Source organism: Xanthomonas sp. SHU 166 (assembly GCF_000364685.1).
GTDB lineage: Bacteria > Pseudomonadota > Gammaproteobacteria > Xanthomonadales > Xanthomonadaceae > Xanthomonas_A > Xanthomonas_A sontii.
Window position 1 is genome coordinate 1 of the sequence record NZ_AQOJ01000484.1, and the last position, 16,228, is coordinate 16,228.

Here is a 16,228-nt window from a genome sequence, read left to right on the forward strand (position 1 = left end):
CGGCACCTCGGCCGGGGCCGCGGCGGGCGCCGCAGCGGCGCCGTCGGCGGTCTCCAGCAGCGCGATCACCGCGCCCTCGGACAGGGTGTCGCCGAGCTTGACCTTCAGTTCCTTGATCACGCCGGCAGCCGCGGACGGCACTTCCAGCGTGGCCTTGTCCGACTCCAGCGTCACCAGGCCCTGGTCCTTCTTCACCGTGTCGCCGACGGCGACCAGCACCTCGATGACCGGAACGTCGCTGTAGTCGCCGATATCCGGGACCTTGACCTCAATGACCGCCATGCAGCTTCTCCTGTGGCCCTTCGCCGCGGCGAGGGGCGTTTGCAGTTCGTCGGCGCGACCGCGCAAACAGGCGGCGCGCGCAGGTGGGGGAAAACCGGCGCCGCGACGGACGCGGCGCCGTGACGACAGGGCTTACAGCAGCACGCGGCGCATGTCCGCCAGCACCTGGCTCAGGTAGGTGGTGAAGCGCGCGGCGGCGGCGCCGTCGATGACCCGGTGGTCGTAGCTCAGCGACAGCGGCAGCAGCAGCTTGGGCGCGAATTCCTTGCCGTTCCAGACCGGCTGGATCGACGACTTGGACACGCCCAGGATCGCCACTTCCGGCGCATTGACGATCGGGGTGAAGGCGGTGCCGCCGATGCCGCCGAGCGAGCTGATCGAGAAGCAGCCGCCGCTCATGTCGGCCGGGCCCAGCTTGCCGTCGCGCGCCTTCTTGGCCAGCTCGCCGCTCTCGCGCGCCAGCTCGACCACGCCCTTCTTGTCCACGTCGCGGATCACCGGCACCACCAGCCCGTTCGGGGTGTCGGCGGCGAAGCCGATGTGGAAGTACTTCTTCAGGGTCAGGTTCTCGCCGCTGGCATCGAGCGAGGCGTTGAACTCGGGGAACTGCTTCAGCGCCGCGGCGCTGGCCTTGAGCAGGAAGGCGAGCATGGTCAGCTTGATGCCGGCCTTCTCGTTCTCCTTGTTCAGCGCCACACGCAGGGCTTCCAGGTCGGTGATGTCGGCCTGCTCGAACTGGGTGACGTGCGGGATCATCGCCCAGTTGCGCGCCAGGTTGGCGCCGGAAATCTTCTTGATCCGCGACAGCGGCTTGACCTCGACCTCGCCGAACTTGGCGAAGTCCACCTTCGGCCACGGCAGCAGGTTCAAGCCATTGCCGCCCGCGGCGGGCGCGGAACCGGCGGCCACCGGCGCGGCACCGGACAGCGCCGCCTTGACGTAGCGCTGCACGTCGTCCTTGGTGATGCGGCCCCCCTGCTCCGAGCCGCTGACCTGGAACAGGTCCACGCCGAGCTCGCGGGCGAACACACGCACCGCCGGGCTCGCATAGGGCACCTTCTGCGGCAGCACGCTGTCGGCGTCGAACGCCACCGGCGGGCTGCTCTGGGTGGCGGACGGCGCGGCGGCCTTGGCCGGTGCCGTGGCCTGGACCTGGGCGATCTCGCGCTGGGCCAGCTTGTCCGGCGCGGACGAGGCCGGCACCGGCTCCACGCCGCCGCCGGTCTCGGCGCTGGGCTGGACCGCGGATGCGGCCGGCGCGTCGGCATCGCTGCCGGCCACCTCGATCAGCGCCACCAGCTTGCCCTCGGACAGGCTGTCGCCGACCTTGACCTTGATCTCCTGGACCACGCCGGCGAACGGCGACGGCACTTCCATCGTCGCCTTGTCCGATTCCAGGGTGACCAGGCTCTGGTCCTTCTTCACCGTGTCGCCGACGGCCACCAGCACTTCGATTACCGGGACGTCGCTGTAGTCACCGATATCGGGGACAAGTGCTTCCTTGATTTCGGCCATGCGGGGAACTCCGGCAACTAATGAGGGGGAAACCCCTATTGTGGCGGCCCGCAGCCGCAGCGCCAACCTTTGGCGGGCAAAAAAGCCCGATCGCCTGCGGGGGCGCCGCTGCCGGCGGACAGTACGCCGGCGCATGTTGCGCACCCATCGCCGGTGCGCCGCCTTCACGGCACCACGGCTAGGCTCGCCGCAGATTTCCGGAGGGCAGGCATGCGGATCCTGGTGCTGTTGATGGCGTTGGCGATGCCGCTGGTCGCCTGGTTCTCGCAACGTGGCGCGTTCGGCCCGACCAACGGCGCCATCTCCGACCGCTACCCGACCCTGATCGTCGCCGCCGGCTACGCCTTCGCGATCTGGGGGGTGATCTTCCTGCTCGACCTGGCCTTCGGCCTGTGGCAATCCAGCGCGCGGCGCCGTCGCGTCAGCGCGCTGGCGCAGGTGCGGGCGCCGGCGGCGCTGGGCTTCGCGCTGACGGCGGCGTGGATGCCGGTGTTCTCGCAGCAGCACTTCCTGTTGGCGCTGGCGGTGATCTGGACCGCACTGGCGGCGATGCTGCTGGCCGCGCTGCGGCTGTCGCGCGACCCCGCCCCCGAATCCGGCCAGACCCTGTGGGCCTGGCTGCCGCTGTCGCTGCACGCCGGCTGGCTGTCGCTGGCGGCATTCCTGAACACCGCGCAGGTGATCGTGGCCTACCGCTGGCTCTCGACCGAGCGGATGCTGCCGTGGAGCCTGGTGCTGTTCGCGCTGGCGGCGGCGCTGCTGCTTGGCATGAACCGGGCCATGCGCGGCAACCTCGCCTACGCGGCGGCGGCGCTGTGGGCGCTGGCCGCGGTCTACGCCAAACAGGCCGCCAGCACGCTGGCCGGTGCGCAGAGCGCGGCGTGGGTGGCCTTGCTGCTGGCCGCGGTGCTGGCGCTGCAGACGCTGTGGCTGCGCCTGCGCGCGCGGCGCTGATCCATGAATGCAATGCCAGCGCGCCGCCAATCACCTGTTTTTGCCACCTCGCGCTGTCTCGCAAGAGTGGCTTCGGCCGCGCCAGCGCTGTCGGGATAGCCGCGTCGCGGCTGAAGCCGCCCCTGCGCGTGTGCCTCGTGCGTGATTGGAGGCACCCGTCAATCGCCAGCCATCGGCACCCGCAGCCATTGCTGCAGCGGCGACCACGCCTGCAGCAGCCGCGGCCAGGCGAACGCGGCATTGGCCGGGCTGCTGGAGGGCAGCGCCAGCAGCACCAGCGGCGGATCGCGCAGCGGCAGGTGCGGCTGCACGAAGCGCGCGAACGCCTGCGCCGCCGCCGCGCCATTGCAGGCGATGGCGCGCAGCTGTGGCAACTGCGCGATGCGATCGGGCAAGGCATTGGGAATTTCGCTGCCGCGCACGATCGCCGCGTCCAGGCTGCCGCGGCGTCGGCACTGCCCGATCACATCCCACAGGCCCACGCCGGCCGCGTGCAGCGCCTGCATCCGCGCCTCGGCGTCCAGTGCCGCATCGAAGCCGCACAGCGCCGCCATCAGCGGCCAGAACCGGTTGCGCGGATGCGCGTAGTAACGCGCCTGCTGCAACGACGCCGCACCGGGCATGGAGCCGAGCACAAGCACGCGGCAATCGTCGCGAATCTGCGCGGGCAGGCCCTGCAACAGCGGCTGCGTCGTCACGTCGCGCGCACCTGGATGAACAGCCAAAAGCCTTAAAACCTCGTTATTTCAAGCATCGGGCGCAAGTGCCTGAACATCGCCTGCATTCGTCCGGCGAGGGTCGGCGACGATTCATCTTCTCATCGATACGGTGTGCGCGCCCACTCCCGTGGCCCCACAAGAAAAAGATGAGGAGATACCCCATGCGGTCCATTCAGATCCTGAGCCTGGCTGTCGTGTCCGCCCTTGCGTTTGCGCCCGCCGCATTCGCACAGGATGCCGATACCGCTTCCGGCAAGCATTTCTCCGTCGTCGGCAGCGCGACCCTGCTCGACCCGCATTCCAAGCCGGCGGCCGGCCTCGACGTCGATGGCGGCCCGGCGCCGACCATCAGCGCCAGCTGGCTGATCGACGACAACTGGGCGGTCGAACTGTGGGGCGCTGCCGACAAGTTCAACCACCGCGTCAAGGCCGACGGCATCGGCAAGGTCGGTACCGTCGAGCAGCAGCCGATCGCGCTGAGCGGCCAGTACCACTTCGGCCAGGCGGACAACGTGTTCCGTCCGTTCGTCGGCGTCGGTTACTACGAGTCCAACTTCAGCAACGAGAAGCTGGCTGGCCTGAACCCGGACCAGCACATCAGCCTGGACACCGCCAAGGGCGCCATCGGCACCGTCGGCGTGGACATGAACATCAACTCCACCTGGTTCGCCCGTGCCGATGCGCGCTACATGCACTCCCGTCCGGAGCTGAAGGTGGCCGGCGAAGGCACCGGCGAAGACCTGAAGCTGGATCCGTGGCTGTTCAGCTTCGGCGTCGGCGCGCGCTTCTAAGCGTTCCGTCTCCAGCGTTTGCGCAAACGGGCCCGCAAGGGCCCGTTTGTTTTTACGCGTGCGCTGGATCGAGCGCGCGACCAGCGAAAACCGCAGTGCGCGTGCACGCGGGCGCGGCCGCCTTCAGCGCGGCGAGCGATCGAAACCGCGGTAGCGGTCGAACCGGCGCAGGCGCCGCCGCAGCAGCCAGGCGTAGGCGCAGGCATAGCCGAGCAGCATGGCCGCGGCGGCCAGCAGGCTGGCATGGCTCATCCAGCCCTCGGTCGGCCACGCCGCACCATCGACCAGACTGCGCCAGCCTTGCCACAGTCCGGCACCGATGCGTACCGCCACCAGCGCGGTCAGACCCAAGACCAACCACAGGTTCGGCGTGTAGTGCAGCCCGTGCGGCAACGGCTCGAAGCGGGTGGCGACGATGCCGAGCGCGCCCAGCAGCGCGCCGATGCCCCAGCCGGCCAGCGCATGCGTGGCCGCACCGGGCCACCAGTGCGCGGCGATCAGGGCGAAGACCAGCAACACCACGCTGGACAGCAGCGCCGACCACAGTTGCACCGCGACCAGCCAACCGCGCGCCTGACGCCGCGCCGTGCCCACGCGAAACCGCTGCAGCAGCGACAGCGGCAAGAGCACGGCGGTCACCGCCAGCGCGATCACGATCGCCAGCGGAATGGCCAGCAGCAGCGGCATGCGCGTGGCCCGATCAGAACGCCGGCAGCACCGCGCCCTGGTACTTGCGCTGGATGAAGGCCTTCACTTCCGGGCTGGTCAGCGCCTTGGCCAGCTTCTGCACGCGCGGATCGTCCTTGTTGTCGCGACGCGCGACCAGGAAGTTCACGTACGGCGAATCCTTGCTCTCGATCGCCAGCGCGTCGCGGGTCGGGTTGAGGCCGGCGTCGAGCGCGTAGTTGGTGTTGATCAGCGCCAGGTCGACCTGGTCCAGCACCCGCGGCAGCATCGCCGAATCCAGCTCGCGGAACTTCAGCTGCTTGGGATTGGCGACGATGTCGCGCTGGGTGGACAGCGCATTGCCCGGGTCCTTGAGCTTGATGACCCCGGCCTTGTCCAGCAGGATCAGCGCGCGGCTGTTGTTGCTGGGGTCGTTGGGGATCACCACGTCGGCGCCCTGCGGCAGCGCGTCCAGCGACTTGTAGCGGCGCGAGTAGGCGCCGAACGGCTCGATGTGCACGCCGACCACGGTGACCAGGTCGCTCTTGCGGTCGCGGTTGTAGGCCTGCAGGTAGGGCTCGGTCTGGAAGTAGTTCACGTCGATCTGCTTCTGCACCACCTGGTCGTTGGGCTGCACGTAGTCGTTGAACACGCGCACGTCCAGGGTCAGGCCCTGCTGCTCCAGCATCGGCTTGACCACCTCCAGGATCTCGGCGTGCGGCACCGCAGTGGCGGCGACGCTGAGATGGTCGCCGGCGGCGCCGGCATCGGGCTTGCCGCAGCCGCCGAGCACGAGCACGGCGCTGGCGAGCAGGAGGCGGAACGGGAATCGGGTCATGGCAGGTATCCGGAGAAACGGGGGGAGTGGAGGAGCGCGACCCGCGGCCGCGATGCGTGCACGCTAGCAGACGGCCGTGCAGGCGGGGCGATCCATGCGCGCAGGAGCGGCTTCAGCCGCGACCGCTCACCGATCGGAGGCGCGGCTGAAGCCCTACCGCGGCACGCAGGACATCAGCGCCGGCTGTAGTGCGCGACCAGGCGGTCGCCGAGCATCTGCAACGCCTGCACCAGCAGCAACAGGATCACCACGGTCACCAGGGCCACATCGGCGTGCGAGCGCTGGTAGCCGTCGCGGTAGGCCAGGTCGCCGAGGCCGCCGGAGCCGATCGCGCCGCCCATCGCGGTGAAGCCGATCAGGGCGATGGTGGTCACCGTGGCGCCGGCGATCAGGCCCGGCCGCGCTTCCGGCAGCAGTACCCGCGTCACCAGTTGCCAGGTGGTCGCGCCCATCGCCAGGCTGGCCTCGACTACGCCGCGGTCCACTTCGCGCAGTGCGGTCTCCACCAGCCGCGCGTAGAACGGCGCCGCGCCTACCACCAGCGGCAGGATCGCGCCGCGCACGCCCAGCGAGGTGCCCATCGCCCACAGCGTCAGCGGGATCATCGCGATCATCAGGATGATGAAGGGCACCGAGCGCAGCACGTTGATCACCAGCGCCAGGCTGCCGTACAGCAGCGGCTTCTGGTGAGTCTGGCGCGGGCCGGTCAAGAACAGCAGCACGCCCAGCGGCAGGCCGATCAGCAGGGTCAGCGGCAGCGAACCGCCCAGCATCAGCAGCGTATCGACGGTGGCGCGTCCGATCTCGCTCCACTTGCCGGCATCGAGATTGCGGAAGAAGCCGGCGGCGGCGGCGGCGGTGGCGATCGGACTCATCGGCGCAGCTCCTGCACATGCACGCCGGCGGCGACGAAGGCGGCCTGCGCCGCGTCCATGTCGCCACCGACCAGGGCCACGGTCAGTTGGCCGTAAGGGGTGTCCTTGATCCGGTCGATGCGCCCGGACAGGATGTTGTAGTCCACCGCGGTGGCGCGGGCGATGCGCCCGAGCAGCGGCGCGTAGGTGTCGGTGCCGAGGAAGGTCAGCCGCAGGATGCGCCCGTCCACCGCGGTGAAATCGCGGTACAGCTCGGCCTCGTCGACGTGCTCGGCCTCGGACACGAAGCGCTTGGTGGTCGGATGCTGCGGGTGCAGGAACACCTCGGTGACCGGCCCGCTCTCGACCAGGTGCCCGGCATCGAGCACCGCCACGCGATCGCACACGCGGCGGATCACTTCCATCTCGTGGGTGATCAGCACGATGGTCAGACCCAGCTCGCGGTTGATCTGCGCCAGCAGCGCCAGCACCGAGGCGGTGGTCTGCGGGTCCAGCGCGCTGGTGGCCTCGTCGCACAGCAGGATCCGCGGGCGCGTGGCCAGGGCGCGGGCGATGCCGACGCGCTGCTTCTGTCCGCCCGACAGCTGCGCCGGATACTTGTCGGCATGCGCGGCCAGCCCGACCCGCTCCAGCAACTCGGCCACCCGCGCGTCGATCTCCGCGCGCGGCGTGCCGGCCAGTTCCAGCGGGAAGGCGACATTGCCGGCGACCGTGCGCGAAGACAGCAGGTTGAAGTGCTGGAAGATCATGCCCACGCGCTGGCGCAGCGTGCGCAGTCCGGCGCGGTCCAGCGCGGTGACGTCCTCGCCGTCGATGATCAGGCGACCGCCGCTGGGTTCCTCGAGCCGGTTGATCAGCCGGATCAGGGTCGACTTGCCGGCGCCGGAATGGCCGATGATGCCGAACACCTCGCCGGCCTCGATGCGCAGGTCGAGCGGATGCAGCGCCACGACCGGCTGGCCGGCGACGGAATAGGACTTGTGCAGGCGCTCGAACTGGATCAACGCGCGGGACCGGCAGCGACGGGGGCGCAAAGCCTAGCAGGCCAGGATGGCGTGCGTTATTCCATTCGATTCTAACGTAGGCGCGCATCGCGGGGCCTAGGGGCGTGCCTGCGGCGGCGGATGCGCCACCGCGCGGATCCGCTCGCGGTGCAGCAGGTACAGGCCGCTGGCGACGATGATCGCCCCGCCCACCCAGGTCCAGGCGTCGGGCAGCTTGCGCCACAGCAGCCAGTCCCAGGGAATCACCCACAACAGGCCGCTGTACTCCAGCGGCGCGACCAGCGAGGCGTCGCCGCGGCGAAACGCCTGGGTCAGCGCCACCTGCCCCAGCGCCCCGGCCAGGCCCATGCCGGCGATCCAGCCGGTGTCGGCCGGGCGCAGCGGGGTCCACTCCGGCAACGCCAGCGCACCGGCGCCCAGCGCCATGATCAGCAGGAACCACACCACCAGCGACTGCGAGGTATCGGTGCGCGCCAGCAGGCTGACCAGCACCGAGGCCACCGCATAGGCGATGGCCGCCAGCAGCACCATCAGCCCCGGCAGCGAGACGAACCCGTCCATGCCCGGGCGCAGCACCACCAGCACGCCGACCAGGCCGACGCTGATCGCCGCCCAGCGGCGCGGTCCCACGTATTCGCCGAGCAGCGGCACCGACAGCGCCGCCACCAGCAGCGGCGCGACGAAGTAGATGGTGTAGGCGGTGGACAGCGGCAGGCTGCGCAAGGCCCAGGCGAAGCAGCCGATCATGGCGATGCCGAGCACGCCGCGCAGCAGGTGCAAGCCCCAGCGCACCGGCCAGATCGCGCGCGGCCCGGCGCTGGCCAGCACCCACACCAGCACGAACGGCAGCGAAGCCCCACCGCGCAATGCCGCGACCTGCAGCGCCGGATAGTGCGTGCTGAGCTGCTTCATCGACGCATCCATCAGCGAAAAGAACGCGACCGCGGCGATCATCCACGCAGCGGCGGCGGCATTGGAACGGGAGTTGGGCATCGGCGCATTATCGCCGCGATCGGCGATGCGCGTGGTGCCGGGGCTCATCGCGTCGGGACTGAAGTCCCTCCCACATGACTCCAGCCGGCGCACCGGCCGATGCCGCTTCTTGTGGGAGCGACTTCAGTCGTGACGCGCGGCGCCCACCAACGCACGACATTGCGCAACGCGCCGGAACCGACATCCATCCCACCCTGCACGTGCCAGCCCCTGCGACACCGGCGCTGCCACTTCCCAGCTGCCGCGCCCCACTCCTCGCCCGCACGTCTTACGATAGGCATCTTTGCCGAGGACTTGCCCATGCCTTCCTTCGATATCGTGTCCGAAGTCGACAAGCACGAACTGACCAATGCCGTCGACCAGGCCAACCGCGAGCTGTCGACGCGCTTCGACTTCAAGGGCGTCGACGCCAAGTTCGCGCTCGACGACCAGGTCATCACGCAATCGGCGCCCAGCGATTTCCAGGTCAAGCAGATGACCGACATCCTGCGCGCGCGCCTGCTGGCCCGCGGCATCGACGTCCGTTGCCTGGAGTTCGGCGACGTGGAGACCAACCTCGCCGGCGCGCGGCAGAAGATCACCGTCAAGCAGGGCATCGAACAGAAGCTGGGCAAGAAGATCGTGGCCACGCTCAAGGAAGCCAAGCTCAAGGTGGAAGCGCAGATCAACGGCGACAAGCTGCGGGTCAGCGGCAAGAAGCGCGACGACCTGCAGGATGCGATCGCGCTGCTGAAGAAGAGCGATTTCGAGCTGCCGCTGCAGTTCGACAATTTCCGCGACTGAAGCCGCCGCGCAAACGCCTCGCGCGTCATCGCCATGCCGGTGCGAGGGTGCAGGACGACCACCGCGTGGCGATGGTCGTTCTGCAGTCGACCGCGCGATATCGTCGCCACGATGCGTGAGTGCACACGGCTGCGCATCGCCTCGCCTTGCAGGGCGGCACGGCAGACAGGCGATACGCCCATGTCGCGACCTGCGCATGCCGTCCGGCCTGCGCAAGCAGGCATGCCGGCATGACCACGCGAGCGCATCCCGGCCATTGCAGCCATGCGAAAGCGACGCACTCCGCATCGGAACGAGACGACACCACGCAACGGCACTCCCGCCTCCGCGCCGGGACGCGGACGCCTAGCGCCGCAATTTCTTGCTAGGCACCCGCGGTGACGCCCGCGGCCAGCATTCTCCGCCCCTGCGCCACTTCGGCTTCCAGGTCGTGCGTCCAGATCCAGTCGAAGCGCTGCGCCAGCGTCTGCGCCAGCCGCGTATCGTCGGCGCCGGCCTGCGGATCGCGCAGTTCGTACAGCTCGCCGGCCTCGCGCGAGGTGCGCTGCACGCGGCAGGCGCGCGGCAGGCGCAGGCGCTCGTAGACCTGCAGCAGGGCCGGCAGATCGCCGCGCGTCAGGCCAGGCCTGGCCAGCAGTTGCGCCAGCAGATAGGCATCCTCCAGGCCCTGCCCGGCGCCGGCGCCCTGGTGCGGCAGCATCGCGTGCGCGGCATCGCCGATCAGCGCCAGCCGCCCATGCACATAGCCGGGCAGCTCGGCCAGATCGTGCAGCGCCCAGTGCGTGGGCGTGTCGATGCACTCCAGCAGCGTACGCGCCGCCTCGCCCCAGTGCGCGAACGCCTCCAGCATCTCGCGGCGGCTGGCCTCGCGTACCCAGGCCTGGCCAGCGCGCCATTGCGGCGCCGGCTCGCTGCGGTCGGAGACGAAGGCGACCACGTTGATCAGCCTTCCCTGCTTCACCGGGAAGGTCAGGATGTGCGCGTCCAGGCCCAGCAACATCTGCGGCACGTCGACCAGGTGCGCGTCCACGCCGCGGGCGGCGAAAGCGGCACGTAGCCGCGCGGCGTCGATCAGGCCGCGATAGGCGCAGGTGCCGGTGAAACGCGGTTCGGCCGGTGCATGGCCGAGCGCACGCAGCACTTCGCCGCGCATGGCGGACTTGATGCCGTCGGCGGCGATCAGCACGTCGCCTTCGTACTGGCTGCCGTCGGCGAAGCGCACGCGCGCCACGTCGGCGTCCTGCTCCACGGCGACTGCGCGTTTGCCGAACCTGGCCAGCCCGAACGGCAGGCGGGTGGCCAACGCATCGAGGAAGTCGGCGCGGTGCACCGACGACTGGCCGACGCCGGGCGCCAGGGTCTGGCCCAGCAGCCGCGCGTCCTCGCCGCGGCGCCATTCGAACCAGACGTCCTGCCATGGGGCGGGGGTGCGGTCGGCGAGTTCGGCATAGGGCTCGCCCATGCCCAGGCCGGCCAGCGCGCGTACCGCATTGGGGCCGAACGAGACGCCGGCGCCGATTTCGCCGAAGGCCGGCGCCGATTCGAACAGTTGCACGTCGAGATGGCGGTGCCGGCACAGGCCCAGGGCCAGACCGACGCCGGCGATGCCGCCGCCGACGATGCCGATGCGCAGGGGGGATGCAGGATTCATCTGGAGTCTCCGGTGGGGAATGTCAGTCGCGGCCAGCCAGCAGGATTTTCTCGGCCAGCAGCGCAGGCGCGCTGAAACACACTTCGTGGCTGCCCGGCAGGCTGACCAGACGGTAGCCGCCCAGGCGCGCGCTCAGCCGCGGATGCCAGCCGTACTCGCCCGGCGGCAATGCCACATCGTCGGTGGCATAGAGCCAGCTGCGCGGGATCTGCAGCTCGTGGAAACGCTTGAGCGGTACCGCGTCGAAATGGCTGCGCGCTGGGGTCGGACTCAACTGCGCGTACGCCTGCTGCGCCTGCGCCAGGTCGGCGTCGCCGATGAAGCCGTCGCGCCAGATCGGAAACGGCAGCATGATGCCGCCGTCGGCATCGACCGCGTTCTTCCACAGCGCCTGGTAGTGCGGCGGCAACAGGTCGAACAGCGCCTCGCCGTCGCGCAGCACGAAGGCGTTGTGGAAGATCAGCCGCTTGCAGCGCTCCGGCTCCTCCTCGGCCAGGCGCTGGACGATGCTGCCGCCCCAGCTGTGGCCGAGCACGACCAGATCGCGCAGGTCGTGGCGGCGCACGTAGTCCACCACCGAAGCCACGCAGTCGGCATGCGAGACGCGTTTGTCGGCGCCGGGGCCATGCCCGGCGATGGTCGGTGCGTGCACCTGCACGCCGTGCGCGCGCAGATGGGCGGCGACGCCGTCCCAGGCGTGGCCGTCGTGCCAGGAACCGTGCAGCAACAGATAGGTTTGCATGGGGTCGTCTCCGTGTGGCTCAGCGGAAGGTCCAGCCGAGGCCGAAAGTGAGATAGGTGAGGTCGCGGGTCCCGGCCTGCACGCCGCCGCTGGCGACCGAACCGCCCGGCGCATGGGTGACGCTGCCGGTCAGCGACAGCTGCGGCGACAGCCGCCAGGTCGCGCCCAGCGCGTAGTGGCTGTACTGCGCCAGCGGCGCCAGCACGGCCAACTGCGCCTGGCTGTCGGGGATCAGGCGGCTGCCGCGGGAATAGCCGGCCCGCAGCGACCAGGCATCGTTGAGGCGGTAGTCGGCCCCCAGGCGGAACACGCGCTGGCTACGCCAGCCGAAGCCCGGACCGTTCGGATCGCCGAACGCGCCGCCCTCATCGACGCGATTGCCGTAGGAGCGCTCGCCGGCCCAGTCGATCCACAGCCAGTCGGCCGCCACGGTCAGCGCATCGCTGGCCTGCCAGGCCAGACCGACACCGGCCTGCTGCGGCATGTTCAGACGGCCTTCCGGCAGCAGCGCACGGTAGCGCTGCATCTGGCCGAAGCGGATGCGGCTGGACCAGGTGACGCCGGCGCTCAGGCGCGGCGCGAGCTGGCCGTACCAGCCCACGGCGACACCGTACCCGTAGGCCGCATCGGCCCCGGCCGACTGGAAGCCGACCCCCTCCAGGCCGGCGACGTGCAAGCGCTGGTAGGCCAGCCGCGGCGAGATGCCCAGGTACTGGTGCTCGCCCACGCGCCAGGCCAGGGTCGGCGCGAACACCACCTGCTGCAGCTTGGACAGGGTGTTGTGGCTGCCATACACCGGAGCGCCGTAGTCCAGCGCGACGCCGTGGCCGAATACCGACACCCCCAGGCTCAGGTCGTCGTTGAGTTGATGGTTGTAGCCGGCGGTGGGCACCGGAACCAGCGCATCGTCGCCGTAGCGGTTGGGGCCGACCTGCGCGCGCACCGGCGCCGCGATCAAGGTGAGGTCGGCGTCCATGCGGTCGCCGACCGCGCCCATGCCGGCCGGGTTGTTGGCGGACGCCGCCGCGTCCAGCGGCAACGCGATCGAGGTGCCGGCCAGGCCCTGGGTCTGCGCGCCGTAGCCGGGCAAGGCGACGCCGTTGTTGGCGGCGGCACCACCCGAAACCGCCGCCACGGTCCACAGCAGCGTGGTCCAGCGTGGCGTGCCCTGTCGTTGCGCCCTGCGGCGCATTGGATGTGCGAACTGCTGCATGATCGAGCCCTCCCTCCGAGCCGATGCGTGGGTGCGGCCGCCGACCGGCGGCACGCGGGGTCCGCACTGCCGTCGTGACGACCGGCAGCGCGGGATGTTGGAAACGGCACTCATCCTTTGTGCACGCGTTGGCCGACACGGCGACGCGGTACGACGCGAACGCAAGACCGTGCGCGCGACCCGTACGGACGCTCGCGACGATCGAAGCAGGAGACGACTGACCTCGGCGATGCATCCATGCGTCCGACACTGCCCCGCATCACACCAGGCGTCCAAGACCATGTCAGTCTCGTTTCATACCCTGCTGGTATGTTCATCGCGCGATGCGCGCTAGCACTGGATCTTCCGCGATGCAACATGCGCGTTCGATGGCGTGCATGCCGACGCAGCGGCAGCGTCGTCGCAGGCGCACGCCCGCATCGCTTGCGCAAACGCCAACGCCTGGACGCGCACGCACACGCGCTCTGCGCCGCCTCGGCAAGCTTGCGCATGCCAGTGTCTGCATGCCACTGGACACCCCGCGCGCCGCAGCGCACAGACAGCCAGGCACGCGCAGCGCAGCGGCGCGCGGCGCTACACGGCACGGGCTTCATCGGGCGGCGGTGCGGTCCGGCAACGCAAGGAGGGCAACGCAGACACCGCTCGGGCGCTGCACTGCGGCGCAGCCTGGCACGCGCGCCGGCCTCCCGCGTCTCGGCCGAGGCAGGCAGGATGCCGGCGAACGCGCACGGCGAGGGCGCGATCAAAAAAAACGGCACCGGCATCGCCCACGGCAGCGTGTGGCGACGTCGGTGCCGAGGCAGGCGCGACGCCTGCTGCGGGGACACGCGCGACGGCAGCGCCGTCGCCAGCGCAAGGCTCAGCTGGCCATGCGCAGGATCGGCTTGAGGGTGATGCCGCTGCTGCTGTCGGCGGCGGCCTGGTTGATGTCGCTCAACGGATAGAACTTCACCAGCTTGTCGAACGGGAAGCGGCCCTGCTGGTACAGCGTCACCAGTTGCGGAATGAACACCTGCGGCACGCTGTCGCCCTCGACGATGCCGCGGATGCTGCGTCCGCCCAGCAGCAGGTTGTTGACGTCGAAACCGGCCATGGTGCCGAGCTTGGGTGCGCCGACCACGCCGATCGTGCCCAGGCTGGCCAACGCTTCGATGCCCGCCTCCAGCAACTGCGGACGCCCGGTGGATTCGAGCGCGAAGTCGGCGCCGCCGCCGGTGATCGCGCGCACCGCTTCCACCAGATCGCCTTCGCGGTTGTCGATCACGTGCGTGGCGCCCAGTTCCTTGGCCAGCGCCAGCCGCGACGGCACCACGTCCACGGCGATGATGCAGGCGGCGCCGGCCACGTGCGCGGCCATCACCGCGCTGAGTCCGACCGCACCGGCGCCGATCGCCACGAAGCTGCTGCCAGGACGCACCTTCAGCGCATTGATCACCGCGCCGGCTCCGGTCTGGATGCCGCAGCCCAGCGGGCCGAGCAGTTCCAGCGGCGCCTCGCGCGACACCCTGATCGCATTGTTCTCGCGCGCCAGCGCATAGGTGGCGAACGAGGACTGGGCGAAGAAGTGGTCGTGCAGCGGCTGCCCGTGCAGATCCTCGATGGCGGTATGGCCATGCGCGTCGGCACCGCCGAAGTTGCGCGGGAAGAACTCCTGGCAATACGCGGCATGCCCGCCATCGCAGGGATTGCAGTGGCCGCAGGCGCCATAGGTGAGCACCACGTGGTCGCCGACCTGCAGGCTCTTGACGTTGGGACCCAGCGCTTCGACCACGCCGGCGCCCTCATGGCCGAGCACCGCCGGCAGCGGCACCGGGTAGTACTGATCGCGCACGATCAGGTCGGTGTGGCACAGGCCGGTGGCCACCACCCGCACCAGCACCTCGTCGTCCTGCGGCGCGCGGATGCGCGCCTGCTCGATGGTGAAGGGCTGTTGCGGCGCGTGCGCGACCGCCACGGTGATCTCGCGTTTATCGGTTGCTGCGTTCATCGCACTGTCTCCTGGGGTTCAAAGCGGATAGGCGGGCGCTGCGCCCTTGACGGTCAACCACTGCCACTGGGTGAACTCTTCCAGGTTCGCCGGGCCGCCGATGCTGCTGCCGTTGCCGGAGGCGCCGACGCCGCCGAACGGATTGACCACCTCGTCGTTGACGGTCTGGTCGTTGATGTGCAGCAGGCCGGTGCGCAACTGCTCGCCCAGCGCCATTGCGCGGCCGACGTCGGCCGACAGCACCGCCATCGACAGCCCGTACTCGGTGTCGTTGGCCAGGGCGACGGCCTCGGCATCGGTGTCGAACGGCACCACCACCGCCACCGGAGCGAAGATCTCCTCGCGGAAGGCCGGGTTGTCGGGGGTGACGTCGCTGAGCACGGTGGGCTCGAAGAACAGGTCGCGGTAGCCGCCGCCGGCGGCGACGGTGGCACCGGCCTCGCGCGCGGCCGCGACCAGGCGCGCGGCGTGATCGCGCTGGGTCGCATCGATCAACGGGCCGAGCGCGACCTCGCCGCTGGCCGGGTCGCCGACGCTCAGGCTCCTGGCCTTGGCCGCCAGCCGCTCGACGAACTGCGGGTAGAGTGCGCGCTGCACCAGCACGCGGCCGGCGGACATGCAGATCTGGCCCTGGTGCAGATACGCGCCCCAGGCGGTGTTGGCGATCGCCAGATCCAGGTCGGCATCGTCGAGCACGATCAGCGAGTTCTTGCCGCCCAGTTCCAGCGACACCTTCTTCAGATGACGGCTGGCCGCCTCGCCGACCTTGCGCCCGGCCGCGGTGGAACCGGTGAACTGGATCATCGCCACGTGCGGATCGGCGGTCAGTGCGGCGCCGGCGCCGCCATCGCCGGGCAGCACGTGCAGCACGCCGGCCGGCAGGCCGGCCAGTTCGAACAGCCGCGCGATGACCGCGCCGCCGCAGATCGCGGTGCGCGGATCGGGCTTGAGCACCACCGCGTTGCCCAGCGCCAGCGCCGGCGCCACCGCGCGCATGGCCAGGTACAGCGGGAAATTGAACGGCGCGATGACGCCGACCACGCCCAGCGGACGGCGCCGCGCCAGACTCAGGCGCCCCGCCGCGGAGGGCAGCACCTCGCCGGCGCTGCGCGACGGCAGCGCCGCCGCTTCGTGCAGGGCGGTGGCGCACAGGGCCGCTTCGAAGCCGGCCTTGCCTTGGGTGGAACCGCTCTCGCGCACCAGCCAATCGGCGAT

At 70.1% G+C, this 16,228-nt stretch carries 16 protein-coding genes; 3 read left to right on the top strand and 13 right to left on the bottom strand.

Annotated elements, in window-relative coordinates; all coding sequences use genetic code 11:
* Both D180_RS12595 and aceF read right to left on the bottom strand, forming a co-directional pair.
* Window positions 1-282, bottom strand: a 282-nt coding sequence (locus D180_RS12595) for a biotin/lipoyl-containing protein (protein WP_043090926.1), incomplete at its 3' end; no start/stop codon positions are given.
* Window positions 283-414: 132 nt separating this feature from the next.
* A complete protein-coding gene (gene aceF / locus D180_RS12600; RefSeq protein WP_017913069.1) occupies window positions 415-1,797 on the bottom strand; it encodes a dihydrolipoyllysine-residue acetyltransferase in 1,383 nt (460 codons plus the stop codon).
* Between the two features lie 210 nt (window positions 1,798-2,007).
* Here aceF and D180_RS12605 point away from each other — a divergent pair, with 210 nt between their 5' ends.
* On the top strand, window positions 2,008-2,751 hold the full coding sequence (locus D180_RS12605; RefSeq protein ID WP_017913070.1) for a hypothetical protein: 744 nt from the start codon (window positions 2,008-2,010) through the stop codon (window positions 2,749-2,751).
* A gap of 158 nt (window positions 2,752-2,909) precedes the next feature.
* On the opposite strand, the gene D180_RS12610 is transcribed toward D180_RS12605, so the two are convergent.
* Entirely contained in the window at window positions 2,910-3,449 is a 540-nt protein-coding gene (locus D180_RS12610) for a DNA-deoxyinosine glycosylase (protein WP_017913071.1), read from the bottom strand.
* 182 nt (window positions 3,450-3,631) lie between these two features.
* On the opposite strand from D180_RS12610, the gene D180_RS12615 reads away from it, so the two are divergent.
* The gene (locus D180_RS12615) at window positions 3,632-4,261 is read left to right on the top strand and encodes an OmpW family outer membrane protein (RefSeq protein WP_017907486.1); all 630 of its coding nucleotides are present in this window, start codon (window positions 3,632-3,634) and stop codon (window positions 4,259-4,261) included.
* 123 nt (window positions 4,262-4,384) lie between these two features.
* On the opposite strand, the gene D180_RS12620 is transcribed toward D180_RS12615, so the two are convergent.
* The 5 genes from D180_RS12620 to D180_RS12640 all read right to left on the bottom strand — a co-directional run bounded on the left by D180_RS12620 (window position 4,385) and on the right by D180_RS12640 (window position 8,637).
* A complete protein-coding gene (locus D180_RS12620) occupies window positions 4,385-4,948 on the bottom strand; it encodes a hypothetical protein (RefSeq protein WP_017913073.1) in 564 nt (187 codons plus the stop codon).
* A 13-nt stretch (window positions 4,949-4,961) separates the two neighbouring features.
* Window positions 4,962-5,765, bottom strand: coding sequence for a MetQ/NlpA family ABC transporter substrate-binding protein (locus D180_RS12625; protein WP_017913074.1), 804 nt, complete (start codon window positions 5,763-5,765; stop codon window positions 4,962-4,964).
* 173 nt (window positions 5,766-5,938) lie between these two features.
* Window positions 5,939-6,640, bottom strand: coding sequence for a methionine ABC transporter permease (locus D180_RS12630; RefSeq protein WP_017907483.1), 702 nt, complete (start codon window positions 6,638-6,640; stop codon window positions 5,939-5,941).
* Window positions 6,637-7,644 (bottom strand): methionine ABC transporter ATP-binding protein, encoded by a 1,008-nt coding sequence (locus D180_RS12635; protein WP_017907482.1) that lies wholly within the window; start codon window positions 7,642-7,644, stop codon window positions 6,637-6,639. The genes D180_RS12630 and D180_RS12635 overlap by 4 nt, the downstream gene beginning before the upstream one ends.
* A gap of 96 nt (window positions 7,645-7,740) precedes the next feature.
* Window positions 7,741-8,637: a DMT family transporter gene (locus tag D180_RS12640; RefSeq protein WP_043090930.1), complete on the bottom strand. Its 897-nt coding sequence runs from the start codon at window positions 8,635-8,637 to the stop codon at window positions 7,741-7,743.
* 300 nt (window positions 8,638-8,937) lie between these two features.
* On the opposite strand from D180_RS12640, the gene D180_RS12645 reads away from it, so the two are divergent.
* The gene (locus tag D180_RS12645; protein WP_017913076.1) at window positions 8,938-9,420 is read left to right on the top strand and encodes a YajQ family cyclic di-GMP-binding protein; all 483 of its coding nucleotides are present in this window, start codon (window positions 8,938-8,940) and stop codon (window positions 9,418-9,420) included.
* Between the two features lie 364 nt (window positions 9,421-9,784).
* Here the strand turns inward: D180_RS12645 and salA are convergent, their stop codons facing one another.
* The 5 genes from salA to D180_RS12670 form a co-directional block, all read right to left on the bottom strand.
* Window positions 9,785-11,071, bottom strand: coding sequence for a salicylate 1-monooxygenase (salA, locus tag D180_RS12650; protein ID WP_017913077.1), 1,287 nt, complete (start codon window positions 11,069-11,071; stop codon window positions 9,785-9,787).
* A gap of 22 nt (window positions 11,072-11,093) precedes the next feature.
* Window positions 11,094-11,813 (bottom strand): alpha/beta hydrolase, encoded by a 720-nt coding sequence (locus D180_RS12655; protein WP_017913078.1) that lies wholly within the window; start codon window positions 11,811-11,813, stop codon window positions 11,094-11,096.
* A gap of 19 nt (window positions 11,814-11,832) precedes the next feature.
* Window positions 11,833-13,026 carry an outer membrane protein transport protein gene (locus D180_RS12660; protein ID WP_017913079.1) on the bottom strand — a complete coding sequence of 398 codons (1,194 nt, stop codon included), beginning with the start codon at window positions 13,024-13,026 and terminating at the stop codon, window positions 11,833-11,835.
* Between the two features lie 859 nt (window positions 13,027-13,885).
* Window positions 13,886-15,013 (bottom strand): NAD(P)-dependent alcohol dehydrogenase, encoded by a 1,128-nt coding sequence (locus D180_RS12665; RefSeq protein WP_017913080.1) that lies wholly within the window; start codon window positions 15,011-15,013, stop codon window positions 13,886-13,888.
* A gap of 18 nt (window positions 15,014-15,031) precedes the next feature.
* Window positions 15,032-16,228, bottom strand: a 1,197-nt coding sequence (locus D180_RS12670) for a benzaldehyde dehydrogenase (protein WP_017913081.1), incomplete at its 5' end; no start/stop codon positions are given.